Below are 16,714 nucleotides of genomic sequence, written 5' to 3' on the forward strand. Positions count from 1 at the left end.
ACCAAGGGGCTTGCACCGTCTCCCCTCTCGCTTGGGCCTTTCAAAACCGCTCGTTTCCTCATTGCACTGCGTATTTTCTTTCCTATTCTATCACAGTTTTTTCGTTTGTCAATGGGTTTCCCCATTAAATCAGCCACCGGCGTACAACAGGAATACGGGACAATACCGCATAAACCGCCAAAGACAGCGCCAGGATCAAAAAGCTGAACAGAGGAATCGACAGTAGACACGGCAGCTGTGTTACCCGATTCAGAACCATATAATAGAATAGCACATGAACCAGATAGACGCAGAATGAACCGCGGGATATGTATCGGCATACCGCTCGGATTCGCTCTGTGTGCGGCGCGTGGCTGAGACAGACACCGTAAGCGCCAGCGGCCATCATGGCGACGCCCGGGCTCATTCCCTGCAAAAACTGCTGGTAAAATTGCTCCTGCTCCATGGAATTCCACCAGGAGCCGCCCCAGGTCAGCGCAAAGCCTGCTGACCACAGGATAACCGAAGTTCGGGGGCTGAGCGGATATTTCTGCAAATAGTATCCTAAAATCCCGTAGCCGATGGCGGCATATGTCATATTCATGGCCCATTGTGCGGGAATCCCACCCAGTAGACGGAACGGCCAGAAGGTCCGGACGGTAGGATATAAAATACCTAACGCGCACCAGACAGCAATAATATAGTTCAGCTGCTCCCGGTTGGCGTTACGAATGAGGAGACGGGTTACCGGCAGAAACAGGTACACCAAAAGGATAATATGCAGATAATACAAATGGAACTCATGCCGGAACAGGATAATATCTTTGATACTCCGCACCAGTGCCACCGTTGTAAAGGTTCCCTCCATATACAGGTGATAGACCGCATAGAATGCGGCCCAGAAAAAGAGTGCCAGAACAAGACGCAGCATGGAGTGAAAGAACAATTTTTTCAGTCCCAACTCCTTTTGCGGAGACAAAAGCAGCGCTCCGCTGCACATCAGAAACAGTGGAACCGCCGGGCGGGCCAATGCACCCCAGAACAGTGCCGCATTCCAGTCAAAGGATGCAAACACTGTGTAGCCCGGCGAACAGGTGTGAATGATGATGACGCAGACAATGGCAATGGTTTTGACGAGATCGACGCTGTAGTTTCTCTCTGCCACGTTCTTTCTCTCCCTTTTTGTATACTTATGCAGTAAACACAAACTGTTTCAGACGGGAAAATGCTTCTTCCAGCAGCGTTTTGGGCAGTGCTACATTCATCCGGATATGACACTTGCCGCCGAATTTCCGGCCGTCCTGCCATCCGACGCCCACATCGCTCCCCTGCATCAATAGCTGGTCCAAAGAGATGCCGTGTTCTTTACACCAGCCGGCACAGTCCAAATACAGCAAATAGGTAGCCTGCGGCATGGCAACTTCTACGCCGGGGAAGTACTCCCGAATGAACGATACTGCATAATGAACATTATCAGAGAGCACCTGCCGCAGTTCCAGCATCCACCGGGCACCCTGTTCAGAATAGGCTGCGGTCAGGGCGTGCATCGTCATCACGTTCATATGATTATAGAACGAGAGCCCGGCCTCCTGCTCCACCCGGTCTCGAAGGCGGGGATTGTAGATAATGCGATAACTGCCAATCAGGCCGGCCAGATTGAAGGTCTTGGATGGCGCATACAAACTGATGGTCCGCAGTTTGGCATCTTCAGATATGGAATGGGTGGGAATGTGCCGGTTACCATCCAATAACAAATCAGACCAGATCTCATCGGAAATTACATAAACATCGTATTTTTGGAACAGCTCCATGGCCCGTTCCAACTCCCACCGTTCCCAGACACGGCCCGAAGGATTGTGGGGCGAGCAGAGAATGGCGGCATGGATATGATTCTCCCGGATGGCCTGTTCCATCTGGTCGAAATCCATGCGCCATACGCCATCTTCATCCCGAACCAGCGGGCTGAAAACCATATTGTAGCCGTTGGCCTTTAATACACGGGTAAATCCCACATGGCCCGGCGTATGGAGCAGCACGGGTCCACCCTTGGGACAGATAGCCGCCATGGCGCTGACAATGCCGCCCAGAACGCTGTTATCATAGGCGATAGCCTCTCTGGGAATTGGTGCTGTCCCCTTCTGCGTCTGATGCCATTGGGAGATGGCCTCATAATATGCGTCCGATGGTTGGAAATACCCATAGACAGGGTGTGCGGCCCGGCGTACCAAGGCTTCCGGTACTGCCGGGACAGTGGCAAAATTCATATCGGCAATCCACATAGGGATACAGTCGAATCCCGATTTGGGCGGCTGGGGTGCATTGCCTTGGCCCAAATTGTCCACGGCTTGTGCATCCCAGCCGTGGCGATTGATCACTGAGGTAAAGTCAAACTCCATGACAAACGCTCCTTTGCAAAGCGGCTCCGGAAATCCGGAGCCGCAGTTATTTATTTGCCGGACAGCGCCACAGCATGGCGCAGAATAGACCAAGCTGGAACTGCCTTGGGCAATTTCATACGAAATTCCATTTGGGGCGTTCGCGGCTCTGCCAAGGGATTGCCGTCCAAGTCTTTCATCATGGGAACGGTGAAGGAAAAGGGTTTTGTGTCCGGCCCCACCAGCTCTACTGTATCTCCAGCGGCAAATTTATTGCGCAGACTGAGTGTGGCATTACCCTGATTATCGCAGGCTGTCACCATTGCAATGACCTGCCATTCCCGAAGATACCGTGCACTCTCAGTATACTGACCTGGTTCGCCGTAGTAAAAGCCGGTAGAATAGTGGCGGTGGCTGACATGCTCTACTTCATCCCGCCAGACCGGGTCCACAGGACGGCCTGCGGCCACATCGTCCAGCACATGGCGATATGCACCGGTGACAATGGCAGCGTAGTAGGCAGACTTGGCCCGGCCTTCCAGCTTGATGCAGTCCACTCCTGCGTCCATCAGATCGTCCAGATGGTCGATCATACACATATCCCGGGAATTCATAATATAGGTACCTTTTTCGTCCTCAAAGACCGGGAAATACTCCCCGGGCCGTTTTTCTTCCACCAGTGCGTACTGATAGCGGCAGGGCTGGGCACAGGCACCACGGTTGGAGTCGCGGCCGGTCATGTAGTTGGAAAGCAGGCAGCGGCCGGAATAGCTGACGCACATGGCGCCATGGGCAAAGGTTTCCAACTCCAACTTCTTGGGCGTATTGGACCGGATGGTGCGGATTTCCTCTAAAGTCAGTTCCCGTGCCAACACGACTCGCTTAGCGCCCAATTCATACCAGGCAGTGGCACAAGCGTCGTTGGCAATGGACACCTGGGTGGACACATGACGTTCACAGTTGGGAGCGTATTTTGCTGCCATCTGAAAAACGCCCAGATCTGCCATAATCAGCGCATCCACCCCTGCGTCATTGAGCCGTTCCAGGTGGGCGGGCAAGTGTGTAATTTCGTCACAACGGGGCATGGTGTTGACCGTTGCATGGACGCGGACGCCGTGGCTGTGGGCGTACTCCACCGCCACGGGCAGCTCCTCGTCGGTAAAATTACCGGCGAAGGAGCGCATGCCGAAGCTGGTGCCGGCCAGATACACGGCGTCGGCGCCGTAGAGAACGGCAAGGCGCAGCCGTTCCATATCGCCGGCCGGGGCCAGCAGTTCCGGTTTCTTTCTCATTCTGCATCATTCTCCAGTTGGGCAAGGAATTGCTCATGCTCCTGGTTGGTTTCGGAGAAGTGGTGGGTACCATCCGTATCCAGGGCATAGAAGAAGTAATCGGTATTTTCAGGATTCAGTGCTGCTTGAATGCTGGACAGACCCGGATTGGCGATGGGACCGACGGGCAAACCAGGGTACCGGCGAGTATTGTAGGGACTGTCCACCATCAGATCCTCTGCTGTCAGGGTTTCCTTATGCTCACCCAACGCATAGAGCACGGTAGCGTCGATTTGCAGCAGCGGATAGTCTTTGCTGCAAAGACGGTTATAGATGACGGAACTGATCAAAGGTGATTCGGATACAGAGGCGGTCTCTTTTTCAATCAGCGATGCGACAATCACAATTTTGTGGAGGTCCATTTGACCAGCGGCAATTTCTTCGCTGCTGAAACCGTTGGCTTCCATGCGAGCTGTCAGTTCCTGGTTCAGCGTATCGATGGAAGTTTTCATATCCTCAGTAAATTTCCGCTGGAAATTGTCGAGGAACTTTTCCAATACCCGTTCCGGATCGTCGCCTACCGCACCGTCGGGCCACGTCCAATCGACGTTGCTGTTATCTTTTTCCGATTTGACCGAGTAGAACTCGTACGTATCCGGGAACAGGTAGCCCTCCAGCCGGTTTTTCTTTCCGTAGGGCAAGCTCTGCAAAAAGTCATAGGAAAATTGACTGTTGGCCGCAGCGTCGTAAAGGTCTTCAGCGCGGCAGACACCCTCCTGCTCCAACATGGTAAAAATCTGATCGCAGCTGTAGCCTTCGGGGATGGTCACGGTACGGGTAATCCGGTTGGAGTTACCGGACATACCGCTGACCAGTGCATGATAGTCATATACATTGTTGAGTTCATACGTACCGGGGACAATTTTTTCCTCGGCATTGGAGAACCAACAGTAAAAGCGGAACAGCCACGGCAGATCGATGAGATCATTGGCCTTCAGGGTATCCACAATGTCGGCTATGGTGTCATTTTCACCTACAGTAATGCTGACCGACCGATCCGGCTTCGTCAGAGCCATGACATCGTCGGCACAGTGCCAGCCGGCAAAGGCCAACAGCACCGAAGCGGCCACGACGGACAACACATAGATCAAAACCCGCCATCCGGCTGCCAAACGCTTCTTCGGCGGCTTAATGGGTTCCTCCGGTTCCTCTTCCTCCTGTGTCCAATCCGCATAGATATCGGGGATCTTCGGTTGAAACACTTCTTTTTGATAAGACTGCGGTGCGGAATACTCCGGTTCTTGCGGCCGCCCGGACCGCATGATCCGATCCGCATAGTCCAGCTCTTCTCTGGTACTCTTAATGAGTTCGTCCACATCATCCCCTGCCAGACGTACCAGGTCCGGGTCGTGGTTCAAATCTCTGAGCCAGCGTTCATCTGCCATACAATAACTCCGTTTCTGTAGGGGTTCAGGACTGTGCTTCCGTCAGCAGCATACCGGCGGCCACTTGTGCGGCAGCTTCTGCACCGCACAGTATCTCTGCCAGTTTCCAACCAAACAGCATCGCTGTGCCGGGACCGCGGCTGGTGATCAGGCGGCCATCTACCACTACGGGTGCATCCGGAACATACCGGCAATCACCCAACTGCGGCTCCGTGCCGGGATAGCCAGTGACGGTTTTGCCGGAAGTCAGGCCCAGACGGGCCAGCACCGTGGGCCCGGCGCAGATGGCAGCCACATACTTTCCGTCGTTCCAGGCCTTGCTGACGGCAGCCAGCGCCGTTTCCGAACCGTTAATGGATGCCACACCACCCAAACCGCCAGGCAGTACAATCATATCCATGGCATCCAGATCCATTGCTTCCACCGTGCAGTCTGCGGTAACGGTAATATTATGGGAACCGGTGATCTGAAGGCCGCCGATACCAGCTGTCTTCACTTTGACGCCGCAACGGCGCAGAATATCTACCGGGGCTATGGCCTCGACTTCTTCGAATCCGGTTCCAAGAATGACATATACCATAATTTATTCCTCCATACAGTCCAATACAGTTGTATAAATCTCGAGTGCGATTTCCTCTGCCGGTCGGATTACACCGTTGCGGACACAGTCAATGGTGGTCCAGCCGCAGAAATGGGCGGTATCTCGAGCGGTATCGTAGCAGTGGCGCAGATACCCCTCGTCCAGTTCATGGATATCGGCAGAGCTGCCGCTGGTGCATTGCCGGTGCTGCATTAAAATTAAGGTTTGCTCCACCGGCATGTTGAGCCACAGGACCCGATCCGGTCGGGGCAGTTCCATGCGTTCATATTCCAATTCCTCCAGCCAACGGAGAAAGTCATGCTTCTCCCCTTCTGGCAGCTTGCCCCCCTGATGAATGGCATTAGAAGTTGTGTAGCGGTCGGCGATGAGGACGCCGCCGTTACGGTAGTACTCTCCCCAATCCTGCAAATAGGATGCATAGCGGTCCACGGCATAAAAGGTGGATGCTGCGTAGGCGTTAACGGCGTTCGGGTCCTGGCCAAAAGCACCGCCCAGATACAGACGAATCAATGCTGAGGACTCCTGATCATACCGAGGAAACCGCAGTTGTCGAAAGTCTTTGCCCTCCCGGGCAAGCCTCTCCGTCAGCAAACGGACTTGGGTGGACTTTCCGCAGCCGTCAGTACCCTCCAAAACAATTAGTTTTCCCATGTTCAGGCACCTCTCAGACGTTTGACTGTCACAGCCACCACAAATTTCGGTAGCCGCAGCATGCGTTTCCAGCGACGCGGCTCTTTGCACAGCCGGTAGAACCACTCCATACCGATGCGGATGACCCAGTCCGGCGCTCGTTTGAACGTACCGGCAAATGCATCCAGAGAGCCGCCCAGCCCGATCATCAGGGACACATTCAAATCCTGTACATGGGCCTGCATAAACCGTTCCTGTTTCGGAGAGCCGAGACAGACAAAGAGTACATCGGCTCCGGCACGGTTGATGGCATCCACCACAGGGGCTTCCTCTTTGAAATAGCCGTCAGCCATTCCGCAGATTTGCAGCTTTGGGCAGTGGGCCAACATATTCTGGGCTGCCAACTCTGCAACACCGGGCTTGCTGCCCAATAAGTAGAGCGTTTTCCCATGTTGCTCCAAAATGGGGAGCAAATGGGTGGCAAAATCGACACCGGAGACTTTTTCCTTCAAAGGCGTTCCCAAAATCTTCGCTCCCAGCAGGACTCCCACGCCGTCGGGCAACACCAAGGCGGCATTGTTGAGCAGCTGTTGGAAGGAGGCGTCGCCCATGGCCTCATATACGATTTCGGGGTTGGGCGTTACACAGTAGACAGTCCGGCCTTCTGCCAGGATCGCCTCGGCCTGTTCCAGCGCTTCGTTCATGGTGACATTGTCGAACTGGACGCCCATTACATCAATTTTCACAGAGAATACCTCCAGATTTTGCGTTACATACAGCGCTATCATACCATAGAGCCACCCATTTGTCCATGGTCTCAACAACTTCCATGGTGTGAAATGGGCAGAAGCATGGAGGAGACAGTGTTGCTCAAATTGTACAGTGAAGCGCCTGTGGCGGCGTAAAAATCGGAGCATAATCAGCAGTTTGACAGTTTACATTTTCTTTTTACACAATTAAAATAATCATATGCCCATATTGCCAAAACGGATGCAGCGGCGCAAGTCCCTGCCTGCGGAGCAGTCCGGCAGTCCAATATTAAATGAGGTGTTCAATATGAGTAGTACTGTTAAGCGCATTGGTGTTTTGACCAGCGGTGGAGATGCCCCAGGCATGAACGCAGCCATTCGTGCCGTGGTCCGAAGCGCCATCTACCGCGGTATTGAGTGTGTCGGCATCCGGCGCGGATGGAATGGACTGATTCACGGAGATATTGTAAAAATGGATGCTGAAAGTGTCAATCATATTATCAGCAGTGGAGGCACCATTCTGTATACGGCCCGCAGTCAGGAATTTATGACAGAGGAAGGCCAAAAGAAAGCGGTGGATACCTGCAAGCTGTTGGGACTGGACGGCATCGTTGCCATCGGTGGCGATGGTACCTTCCGTGGCGCCCAGGCGCTATCCACCTACGGTATCCCCGTGGTAGGCGTGCCCGCCACCATTGATAACGATATCGCCTGTACCGATTACACACTGGGCTACGATACGGCATCCAACACCGCAGTGGAAGCTATTGATAAGCTGCGTGACACTATGCAGTCTCACGAACGCTGTTCTGTGGTGGAGGTCATGGGCCGCAATGCCGGCCACCTGGCCATGTATGTGGGTATTGCTGTAGGTGCCACGGCGGTTCTGGTTCCGGAGAAGCCTCTGGACTTTGAAAAGGACGTGATTGAGAAGATTCGCACCTCCAGACTGCGTGGTAAAACTCACTATATGATTGTGGTGGCTGAGGGTGTTTCCAGCGCCATGGAAATCGCACAAAAGATCAAGGAAACCATCTCACTGGATCCCCGTGTCACTGTTTTGGGTCATATTCAGCGCGGCGGCACGCCTTCTGCCCGTGACCGTGTGATGGCAACCCGGATGGGTTACCACGCCGTGCAGGTTTTGGCGGAAGGCCGTCAGAACCGATTGGTCTGTACGGTGCGCGGCATTTTGCAGGATGTGGATTTGGCCGAAGGCCTGTCCATGAAAAAGACCCTCTCCCAGCAACAGTACGATGTGCTGGAAGCCATGACAGGCGTCTGATTCTTATTAGATCACAAAGTATCATACCGGCAGCCCACCGGGCTGCCGGTACATTTTTACAAAGTGACGACAGGCGGATGGATATACCACCCGCCTGTCGTCGAAAGGAAGAAAAAAGAAGGAGAATATGAAAAAAGGTTGCCCAGCCGTGCCGTTATCTCTTTGTAACGAGGGGGCCTGCCTTGATGGTATCAGTGTATCTTGGGACTTTGAACAGGTCATGAACAAAAATGCAATAGTTTTTTAACGAAAAAGTTCAAAAATTATTGGCTGTTTGTTCATAATTCTTTCAAATTTACCGGTTATACTGCAATCATCAAAGACAGACCCACAGCATTCCAAAACTGCTGTGTTGCGTTATACACCTCTCTTTCTTCTCTCTCCCAGCGAACGGAACGACGTTGCCCTTGATGGGCAGCGTCGTTCTCTTTTTTTGAATTTAGGCAAGATTTACATATTATTGCACTGCCATTGTACTTTTTGTACAAAATACTGTTTAAAGTCCGCTCTAGGTCTGGACAGGCGTGTAATTATATGATACTGTAATACTGATATATGGCTGTTATGCTCTGACTACCGTTTTGTGCAGATGGCACAGGACTGGTATGACTGCGTAGGAACAGGCCGGAAATATGGGAGGACGGCGTCGCTGGCATGACTTGCTGCTTGAACACTCCTCCCCCAGTTCAGGTGCTTTGTGTACATTGTGCACTGGCATATAGATTGAAGGGCTGACCGCACTCCACTCCTTGCGGCCAGTTTCTGAAATTAAAGGAGGAAATCCCGCGTTACCTGCGGTGCGGCAGTGTGGAGACCTGTCGTAAAGCAGTCCGATGAATTGTATCGGCTGCGAGGCTGTTGCATGCGGAGGCACAACAGTTAAGGTAAGTACTTATGGCAAACCTGGTTTTGAAAAACATCAAGAAGATTTATCCCAACGCCGCCGGCGGCAAGAAGGTCAAGAAGAAGAAAGACCATGTGTCTGACGAGCCCAAGGCCAATCTGCAAATTACAGACGAAGGCGTCGTAGCTGTTCAGCAGTTCAGCCTGGATATTGCCGACAAGGAGTTCATTGTTCTCGTCGGTCCTTCCGGCTGCGGTAAGTCCACTACGCTGCGAATGATTGCCGGTCTGGAAGAGATTTCTGATGGCGAGCTGTACATTGGCGGCAAGCTGGTCAATGACGTGGCGCCCAAGGACCGCGACATTGCCATGGTTTTCCAGAACTATGCGCTCTACCCCCATATGACCGTTTATGAAAACATGGCGTTCTCCATGAAGCTGAAGAAAATGCCCAAGGACGAAATTGATAAGAAGGTTCGCGAAGCGGCTGCGATTCTGGATATTACACAGTACCTGGACCGCAAGCCCAAGGCTCTGTCCGGTGGCCAGCGGCAGCGTGTGGCAATTGGCCGTGCCATCGTCCGTGAGCCCAAGGTTCTGCTGATGGATGAGCCCCTCTCCAATCTGGATGCCAAGCTGCGTAACCAGATGCGTGCTGAGATCATCAAGCTCCGCCAGCGTATCAACACCACATTCATCTATGTTACCCATGATCAGACCGAGGCTATGACCCTGGGCGACCGCATTGTCATCATGAAGGACGGTTTCATTCAGCAGATCGGCACGCCTCAGGAGGTCTTCAACCACCCTGCTAATATCTTTGTTGCTGGCTTCATCGGTGTGCCGCAGATGAACTTCTTCAAAGACGCCAAGTTGCTTCTGGAGAACGGCCAGTACGCTGTGGAGATTTTGGGCCGCCGTTTCGTTCTAGGCACCCAGCAGCAGGAGGCACTCAAGGCTTCCAACCGTCAGCCCGGCGCCGTTGTTGCCGGTGTCCGTCCGGTCCATGTACAGCTGAAGCATGGAGGTATCCCCGCAAATCTGGAAGTTTGCGAAATGATGGGCAGCGAGCAGCATCTTCATGTTAACGCCAACGGTACGGAGATCATTGCAATTGTCTCTACCTTGGGTACCGGTAACCACACGGACAAGGTGGAGCTGGACTTCCTGCCTGAGTGCATCCACCTGTTTGACCCCAATACGGAGAAGAACCTGATTTGATGTAGGTAGCATTGTAGTTATGCATAACCCCGGACGTGAAACTCATGTCCGGGGTTATTTCTGTATTTAATGGCCGCATAGATGCGCTAAACCAGGTATATCTGTCAGTTCCACAGTACCTCGTGTCAGTTTTACCAAGCCTTCTGATTGGAAATATCGCAACATACGGGTGATGACTTCTCGAGCTGTTCCCAGATGATTGCCGATGATCTCATGGGTGATTTTCAACGTGGTATCGCCGCAGATGGCTTGTTCCTCCAGAAGAAATTCTGCCAGACGTTTGTCAAGACTCTTCCAAAGAATCTGCTCCACCAGCCACATGACATCGGAAAAATGGCTGGCCATGATTTCGTTGGTATAATTGGCCAGCGGCGCCGATTCTTCCATGATAGCCCGGTAGGTTTCCGGAGGAATCACCCAAAGATCTGTCTGCTCCTCTGCCTCCACCACGATTTCAAACGCAATGCTACGCAGCATACAGGACGCAGACAGCAAACACATATCCCGGTCGAACAGCCGGTATAGCGTCACTTCCCTGCCGTCTTCCGACAGAATGTATGACCGAAGGCGACCGCTGTGAATCAGCAGCACACCGGTACAGGATACGGCCCCATTGTGGACCGTCTCCCCTTTCTGAATTGTGCGCTCTGTGACAGAGTCCATCAGCAATGTCTGCTGTGCTGCGGTCAGCTTGTCCCATACGGGAAAAAACTGCGCAAATTCCATATATCTCACCTCATTACCAACCGGATTGGAAATCTAACCGGATTGCTGTTAGTATAAAAAAGGACAGTCTCCATGTCAATGCTGCACCCACTTCGGTGACAAAATCACGGATTTTTTCACCGCGGCTGGGTATACTGTCAATAAAAAAAGCTAGAAAGTCAGGAAATCTATATGAACCATATTTATGATATTCTCATTGTTGGTGGCGGACCTGCTGGATACACCTCTGCGCTTTACGCTGCCCGGGCCGGCCTAGATGCCATTGTTCTGGAAAAGCTGGCGCCCGGTGGACAAATGGCGCTGTCCCATCAGATCGACAATTACCCCGGGTTTGTTGATGGCATCGACGGTTTTTCTCTGGCACAGCAAATGCAGCAGGGCGCTGAACGCTTCGGCGCCCAAACGGTGATGACGGAGGTCCACTCTCTGGACTTGGCCGGTGATGTCAAAACCGCCCATACCAGCGACGGAGACTATCTGGGTCGAACAGTGATTCTGGCCACCGGTGCCAATCCCAGACCCCTGGGTATACCAATGGAGCGGGAGTTGGTAGGCCGTGGTGTCAGCTATTGCGCCGCCTGTGATGGTATGTTTTTCCGCAATCGTACAGTAGTTGTAGTGGGTGGCGGCAATTCGGCTGCTGCCGACGCTAAGTTGCTGTCCCGTGTGGCAAAGCAGGTAATCATTATCCACCGTCGTGATACCATGCGTGCAGATCAGATTGACCAGCAGGCGCTGGAAGAGGCCAACAATGTGCAGTTCCTCTGGGATTCTGTGGTGACGGAGCTGCTTCACGAAGACCGTATTACCGGTGTTCGCGTTCGGAATGTTAAGAGCAGTCAAGAGTCAGTGATTCCCTGTGAGGGTGTGTTTGTCAGTATTGGCCGGAAACCCGCCACCGAATTGCTGGACGGCCAGATTGCTCTGGACCGGAACGGCTACATCGACGCCGGAGAGTCTCTGGAAACCAATGTGTCAGGCGTTTATGCTGTGGGTGATGTACGGCGGAAAGATCTGCGGCAAGTGGTTACGGCGGTCTCCGACGGCGCTGCTGCGGTACACCAGATCGAAGCGTATTTGACTAAGGAGGGGCGGCCATGAAATGGACTCCCGGAAAACTGCTGCGTTATGTGCTCTTTATTGGCATCGGTGCAGGATTGGGCTGGGTGTATTACCGATTTTGGGGCTGCACCAGCGGTTGCGCCATCACATCCAGTCCCGTCCGAACTATGGTCTATACCGCATTGATTGGCGGACTTTTAGGCGTCGTCACGGAGAAAACGGCGTAGACGGCGTAGAGAGCGTTCCATGGAGAAAACAGTCTGGCTCATGGGAATTAACAATTCCGATGGCCTGAAGATATGCGTAAAGGATAGTAGTACCCACAAACTTCATTCCTCGCTGCTGCAAATCCTTGGAAAGTGTGTCGGAAAGGTCAGAATGGGTCTTCCCTGTTTCCATGCGGATCACCCCATCCCAAAAGGTTTTTAAATATGCGAGAAAGCTGCCGTGTTCTGCGATGATATCCAGGAATACGGCAGCGTTGCAGATGGCGGCCAGAATCTTCCGCCTGTTGCGCACAATGCCCGTGTCCTGCATCAGCCGTTCCACCGTTTCTGTGTCATAGTTTTGGATGATCTCCGGGTCAAAGTTACTAAATGCCCGACGAAAGTGTTCGCGTTTGTTCAGAATGCATTCCCAGGATAATCCGGCCTGGAAGGATTCCAGCACCAGCATTTCAAAAAGATACCGGTCATCGAATTGTGGAACGCCCCATTCTGTATCGTGGTAGGCCACATAGACCGGATTACTTTCATTACACCAAAAGCACCGCTGCATGATCGTTCACCTGCCATACTGTTTCTATTGTTTTTTAGTATAGTTCCTGCTGGCCTATCTGACAAGATATTTAGGAAAAAATACTCTGGACACCAGTGCGCATCGGATGTATAATGAGTAACCGTTGCTACAGTGGCAACAGATTCCAGCATCGATAAGAGGAGACATCATCCCATGCGAAAAGACCTGACCGCAGGAAAACCACTGCACCTGATTTTGACGTTTGCCATTCCCATGCTGATGGGTATGCTGTTTCAGCAATTCTATAATCTGGTGGATACCATGATTGTCGGAAAGTTGTTGGGCGCCCAGGCTTTGGCGGCCGTCGGGTCTACCGGTGCCATCAACTTTCTGGTAATCGGCTTTTGTATGGGATTGTGCAATGGTTTTTCTATTCCGGTTGCCCAGCAGGTCGGTGCCAATGACCTGAGCACCATGCGCCGTTTTGCCGCCAATGCCGCATATCTTTCGGCGGCCTTTGCTGTGGTCCTGACCACTGTGACCGCCCTCCTTTGTGAACAGATTCTGCGGTTGATGCAGACGCCGTCGGATATTTTTGATAACGCCAACCGCTATATTTTTATCATTTTTCTGGGCATTCCCACCACATTTCTCTATAACCTGCTGGCCGGTATCATCCGGGCACTCGGCGACAGCAAAACGCCGGTGTATTTCTTGGCACTGTCGTCCATCCTTAATATTTTCCTGGATTTTTCCCTGATTCTCTGGTTCCATATGGGCGTGGCTGGTGCGGCGGTTGCCACAGTGGTGTCCCAGGGCATTTCTGGAATTGCCTGTTTGTTCTATATGCGGAAAAAATTCCATGTCCTGAAAATGACCGGAACAGAACGGCGTATAGATGCTCAGCTCTGTATGCGGCTTTGCTATATCGGGCTACCCATGGGATTGCAATACTCCGTCACCGCTATCGGATCCACCATTTTGCAGACAGCTGTTAATACGCTGGGTACCCTCAGCGTGGCTGCTGTCACTGCCGGTACCAAGTTGTTTCAGCTGTTGTGCTGCCCGCTGGACGCTCTGGGCAGCACCATGGCGATTTACTGCGGCCAAAATGTTGGCGCTGGTAAGCTGAATCGTCTGGGACAGGGCCTTCGGGCCAGCGCGGTCCTGGGTCTGGGCTATTCCCTGCTGGCGTTCGGCACTATGGCCTTGTTTGCCCCACAGGCTACTATGCTGTTTATGGATCCCACCGAAGCAGAGTTGGAGCGCATTATCTCTCTAACCAGTCAATACATTGTCACACTGACCGCGTTCTTTTTCCCGCTGGCGCTTGTCAACGCGGTCCGATTTTCCATTCAGGGCATGGGCTTCAGCGTTTTTGCCATCTTTGCCGGTCTTCTGGAAATGGTGGCTCGTACTGTCATCGCTTTGTGGTTTGTTCCCCGATTTGGTTTTAATGCCGTCTGCTTTGCTTCGCCGATGGCGTGGATTGCGGCTGACCTGTTCCTGATCCCGGCCAGTATGCGGTGTATTGCAGTGCTGCGCCGTCGTTTACAGCCGTCCCCGCTGCTCAACAAGGAATAATAAATAACCCTGGTGGAATCGCTGCCTTATAGTGGTTCCACCAGGGTTATTTTACGCTAGTTGAAAACAAATGAGATTAAACTTGGCATAAAATGAGTAAATTATTCCATAAAGCTATGGTTACTGCGGTTATAACCGAACCTTACCGCTACGTGCTTTCCCGTACTCTTTTTTATGGGCTGTGATCATATACACTGTTTGCTGGATCAGCCATAGGAGACCAACCAGAAAACAGGCAAAGGGCGTCACCATATCAAACAGAGCTAAAAGGGCCAACAGCACCATGGCAACGGGATAGACTCGGTTCATGGTCAAAAACGTCTGATAGCTGCATTGTCCGATTAACTGCTGTTCCGCTTCGTCGCAGCTGCCGTACCAGTCTTTTTGGAATCTAGTATCCCATACACTGCCGCGCTTTTCAGGATACAAAACTTTGATGGCACTTATGGTTTTGGATTGAATGGTTACGGTCCAGGCGACCTCCACAAGCAGTAGCAGGATAGAAGGCCCAATGGGGGCGAAGTAACTCAGCGCCATAGCGACAACCGCATAAACCGATGTAATGCCGCTGAAGACCATGGACAGCTCTAAAAGCCGGTCAGCTGCACGGAACTCCTCCTCCTCTTCTGTATGGGGTAGCTGCCGCTTCCCAGCCACATAGTAACCGGTACTAAGTACTAACAGCACCGCGCCGGGTAGATACCACCAGGGACCAAATCCGGCCAGTAGGTGTTCCAATTCGGCCATCCACTCTATCGCGCTGGTACCGGCTTTCACCAGAGCCAGCCCGGCGCCTGCGCCCAGCAGACCGCACCCTGCGATCACCAGAAAAAATCGAAGGGCAATTTGTTTTTTTGTTCTTTCTGCTTTCATGCTTCTTCCTCCCCGGTGAGATAAAAGACCTCTTCTACCGATTTTCCGAATACCCGGGCAATTTTCAGTGCCAGTGTGATGGACGGGTTATAATCACCGCGCTCAATGAGACTGATGGTTTGCCGGGACGCGCCCACCAAGGTCCCCAGCTCCTGCTGGTTGAGGCCACCGGCTGCCCGAAATTCCTTGAGCCGATTTCCCAATGGCATGTGCAGCCCTCCTTTGACAAATATGCTTTCCAATATGACAAAGATCATTGTCATACATAGCATAGCATTGACAAAGATGTTTGTCAATAGGTGAGATAAAAAATTGCAGGAGCGGTTTGCTCCTGCAATGACAGATTAACCGTAAACGGCTTGGATATTCTCCAGAATCTCCACATCGGCTGGACAGAATTCGTATTGCGGAATTTCTGGTACGGTAATCCAGCGAATATCATTATGCTCCAACATTTGAGGTGTGCCCTGCCGGATTGCTGCCAGAAACAGCGTCAGGTGTACCGTCAGGTCCGGATACTGGTGCTGTACGTCCATAAAGGGTGCGCCGATCTCTAATTCGATGTTCAATTCTTCCCGGCACTCCCGAATCAACGCCTGTTCTTTCGTCTCTCCCGGCTCCACTTTGCCGCCTACAAACTCCCACAGGAGTCCACGGGCTTTGTGGGCCGGTCGCTGACAGATCAAAAATCGGTCGCCGTCCCAAATCAGCGCTGCCACCACTTCCACCATGTTATCGTAACCTCCCAATCAGTTGTGCACCATGTTCCCGGAGCCACCGGCGGTGGACCGCATACTCTGGCATGACCCGCGCCACATGGGCCCAAAATTCGGCGGAGTGATTCATTTCCAGTCGATGGCACAATTCATGGACAACGACATAATCCGCTGCTTCCGCTGGACAAAGCATCAAAAGACAGTTAAAATTTAGGTTGCCCTTGGTTGAACAGCTGCCCCACCGGGAAACTTGATGGCGGATGGTGATGCGTCCATAGGTGACGCCCACCAGCGGCGCAAAGTATGCTGCCCTCGCAGACAACACCCTTTTTGCTTCTTCTGTCAGCGCCCGCAGTTCGGCTTCTGTCAAAGGCGGTGCCGCATTCTTCTGCCGCTGTTGCGCCAGTTCCCAATGATATTGAAGCCAAGATCGCTTCTCTTCCAATATATTCCGAATTTCTGCTTGCGTCGTCCCCAATGGCACCCGCATCACTACCCGCAAGTCTCGCTCTATGGCAATGGAGATGGTTTTGCGGCGGCTGGGTATGACGGTTACATTGGGCTGTTCCATGGGTAATGCTCCATTTCTCTGGTTGTTCCGTTCTATTATAGCAAA

Annotated in this window: 18 protein-coding genes; 5 read left to right on the plus strand and 13 right to left on the minus strand. The window is 52.5% G+C overall.

The window, feature by feature from the left end; genetic code table 11:
• Positions 1-124: 124 nt before the first annotated feature.
• The 7 genes from ACTQ33_RS08325 to ACTQ33_RS08355 are packed head-to-tail and all read right to left on the minus strand — an operon-like array spanning position 125 to position 7,047.
• A complete protein-coding gene (locus ACTQ33_RS08325; RefSeq protein ID WP_441463814.1) occupies positions 125-1,144 on the minus strand; it encodes an acyltransferase in 1,020 nt (339 codons plus the stop codon).
• 25 nt (positions 1,145-1,169) lie between these two features.
• On the minus strand, positions 1,170-2,375 hold the full coding sequence (locus ACTQ33_RS08330; protein WP_441463816.1) for a MalY/PatB family protein: 1,206 nt from the start codon (positions 2,373-2,375) through the stop codon (positions 1,170-1,172).
• 50 nt (positions 2,376-2,425) lie between these two features.
• A complete protein-coding gene (locus tag ACTQ33_RS08335) occupies positions 2,426-3,646 on the minus strand; it encodes a peptidase U32 family protein (RefSeq protein ID WP_441463818.1) in 1,221 nt (406 codons plus the stop codon).
• A complete protein-coding gene (gene mltG / locus ACTQ33_RS08340; RefSeq protein WP_441463820.1) occupies positions 3,643-5,070 on the minus strand; it encodes an endolytic transglycosylase MltG in 1,428 nt (475 codons plus the stop codon). The genes ACTQ33_RS08335 and mltG overlap by 4 nt, the downstream gene beginning before the upstream one ends.
• A gap of 25 nt (positions 5,071-5,095) precedes the next feature.
• On the minus strand, positions 5,096-5,650 hold the full coding sequence (locus ACTQ33_RS08345; RefSeq protein WP_441463822.1) for a DJ-1 family glyoxalase III: 555 nt from the start codon (positions 5,648-5,650) through the stop codon (positions 5,096-5,098).
• A 3-nt stretch (positions 5,651-5,653) separates the two neighbouring features.
• Complete coding sequence (locus tag ACTQ33_RS08350) at positions 5,654-6,322, minus strand: dTMP kinase (protein ID WP_441463824.1); 669 nt, start codon at positions 6,320-6,322, stop codon at positions 5,654-5,656.
• A gap of 2 nt (positions 6,323-6,324) precedes the next feature.
• Complete coding sequence (locus tag ACTQ33_RS08355; RefSeq protein ID WP_441463826.1) at positions 6,325-7,047, minus strand: WecB/TagA/CpsF family glycosyltransferase; 723 nt, start codon at positions 7,045-7,047, stop codon at positions 6,325-6,327.
• 310 nt (positions 7,048-7,357) lie between these two features.
• Here ACTQ33_RS08355 and pfkA point away from each other — a divergent pair, with 310 nt between their 5' ends.
• Both pfkA and ACTQ33_RS08365 read left to right on the plus strand, forming a co-directional pair.
• Complete coding sequence (gene pfkA, locus ACTQ33_RS08360; RefSeq protein WP_441463828.1) at positions 7,358-8,335, plus strand: 6-phosphofructokinase; 978 nt, start codon at positions 7,358-7,360, stop codon at positions 8,333-8,335.
• A gap of 894 nt (positions 8,336-9,229) precedes the next feature.
• Positions 9,230-10,399 (plus strand): ABC transporter ATP-binding protein, encoded by a 1,170-nt coding sequence (locus ACTQ33_RS08365; RefSeq protein ID WP_441463830.1) that lies wholly within the window; start codon positions 9,230-9,232, stop codon positions 10,397-10,399.
• A 66-nt stretch (positions 10,400-10,465) separates the two neighbouring features.
• On the opposite strand, the gene ACTQ33_RS08370 is transcribed toward ACTQ33_RS08365, so the two are convergent.
• Positions 10,466-11,125: a Crp/Fnr family transcriptional regulator gene (locus ACTQ33_RS08370; protein ID WP_441463831.1), complete on the minus strand. Its 660-nt coding sequence runs from the start codon at positions 11,123-11,125 to the stop codon at positions 10,466-10,468.
• A 171-nt stretch (positions 11,126-11,296) separates the two neighbouring features.
• Between ACTQ33_RS08370 and trxB the strand changes: the two genes are divergently transcribed.
• Complete coding sequence (gene trxB / locus ACTQ33_RS08375; protein WP_441463833.1) at positions 11,297-12,226, plus strand: thioredoxin-disulfide reductase; 930 nt, start codon at positions 11,297-11,299, stop codon at positions 12,224-12,226.
• Positions 12,223-12,414 (plus strand): DUF6132 family protein, encoded by a 192-nt coding sequence (locus ACTQ33_RS08380; protein ID WP_441463834.1) that lies wholly within the window; start codon positions 12,223-12,225, stop codon positions 12,412-12,414. The genes trxB and ACTQ33_RS08380 overlap by 4 nt, the downstream gene beginning before the upstream one ends.
• Here the strand turns inward: ACTQ33_RS08380 and ACTQ33_RS08385 are convergent.
• Positions 12,395-12,964: a DNA-3-methyladenine glycosylase I gene (locus ACTQ33_RS08385; protein WP_441463836.1), complete on the minus strand. Its 570-nt coding sequence runs from the start codon at positions 12,962-12,964 to the stop codon at positions 12,395-12,397. The two genes, ACTQ33_RS08380 and ACTQ33_RS08385, sit on opposite strands and share 20 nt — an antisense overlap.
• A 174-nt stretch (positions 12,965-13,138) precedes the next feature.
• On the opposite strand from ACTQ33_RS08385, the gene ACTQ33_RS08390 reads away from it, so the two are divergent.
• Positions 13,139-14,509 (plus strand): MATE family efflux transporter, encoded by a 1,371-nt coding sequence (locus tag ACTQ33_RS08390; protein WP_441463838.1) that lies wholly within the window; start codon positions 13,139-13,141, stop codon positions 14,507-14,509.
• Positions 14,510-14,638: 129 nt separating this feature from the next.
• Here the strand turns inward: ACTQ33_RS08390 and ACTQ33_RS08395 are convergent, their stop codons facing one another.
• The 4 genes from ACTQ33_RS08395 to ACTQ33_RS08410 all read right to left on the minus strand — a co-directional run bounded on the left by ACTQ33_RS08395 (position 14,639) and on the right by ACTQ33_RS08410 (position 16,669).
• Entirely contained in the window at positions 14,639-15,382 is a 744-nt protein-coding gene (locus tag ACTQ33_RS08395) for a DUF3169 family protein (protein ID WP_441463840.1), read from the minus strand.
• The gene (locus tag ACTQ33_RS08400; protein WP_441463842.1) at positions 15,379-15,591 is read right to left on the minus strand and encodes a helix-turn-helix transcriptional regulator; all 213 of its coding nucleotides are present in this window, start codon (positions 15,589-15,591) and stop codon (positions 15,379-15,381) included. Before ACTQ33_RS08400 ends, ACTQ33_RS08395 begins: the two co-directional genes overlap by 4 nt.
• A 135-nt stretch (positions 15,592-15,726) precedes the next feature.
• Positions 15,727-16,113 (minus strand): (deoxy)nucleoside triphosphate pyrophosphohydrolase, encoded by a 387-nt coding sequence (locus tag ACTQ33_RS08405; RefSeq protein ID WP_441463843.1) that lies wholly within the window; start codon positions 16,111-16,113, stop codon positions 15,727-15,729.
• Position 16,114: 1 nt separating this feature from the next.
• Positions 16,115-16,669, minus strand: a complete 555-nt coding sequence (locus ACTQ33_RS08410) for a M48 family metallopeptidase (RefSeq protein WP_441463844.1) — start codon at positions 16,667-16,669, stop codon at positions 16,115-16,117.
• Positions 16,670-16,714: the final 45 nt, after the last annotated feature.

Origin of the sequence: Candidatus Avoscillospira sp. LCP25S3_F1 (genome assembly GCF_052117125.1) — a bacterium.
Taxonomy (GTDB): domain Bacteria; phylum Bacillota; class Clostridia; order Oscillospirales; family Oscillospiraceae; genus Avoscillospira_A.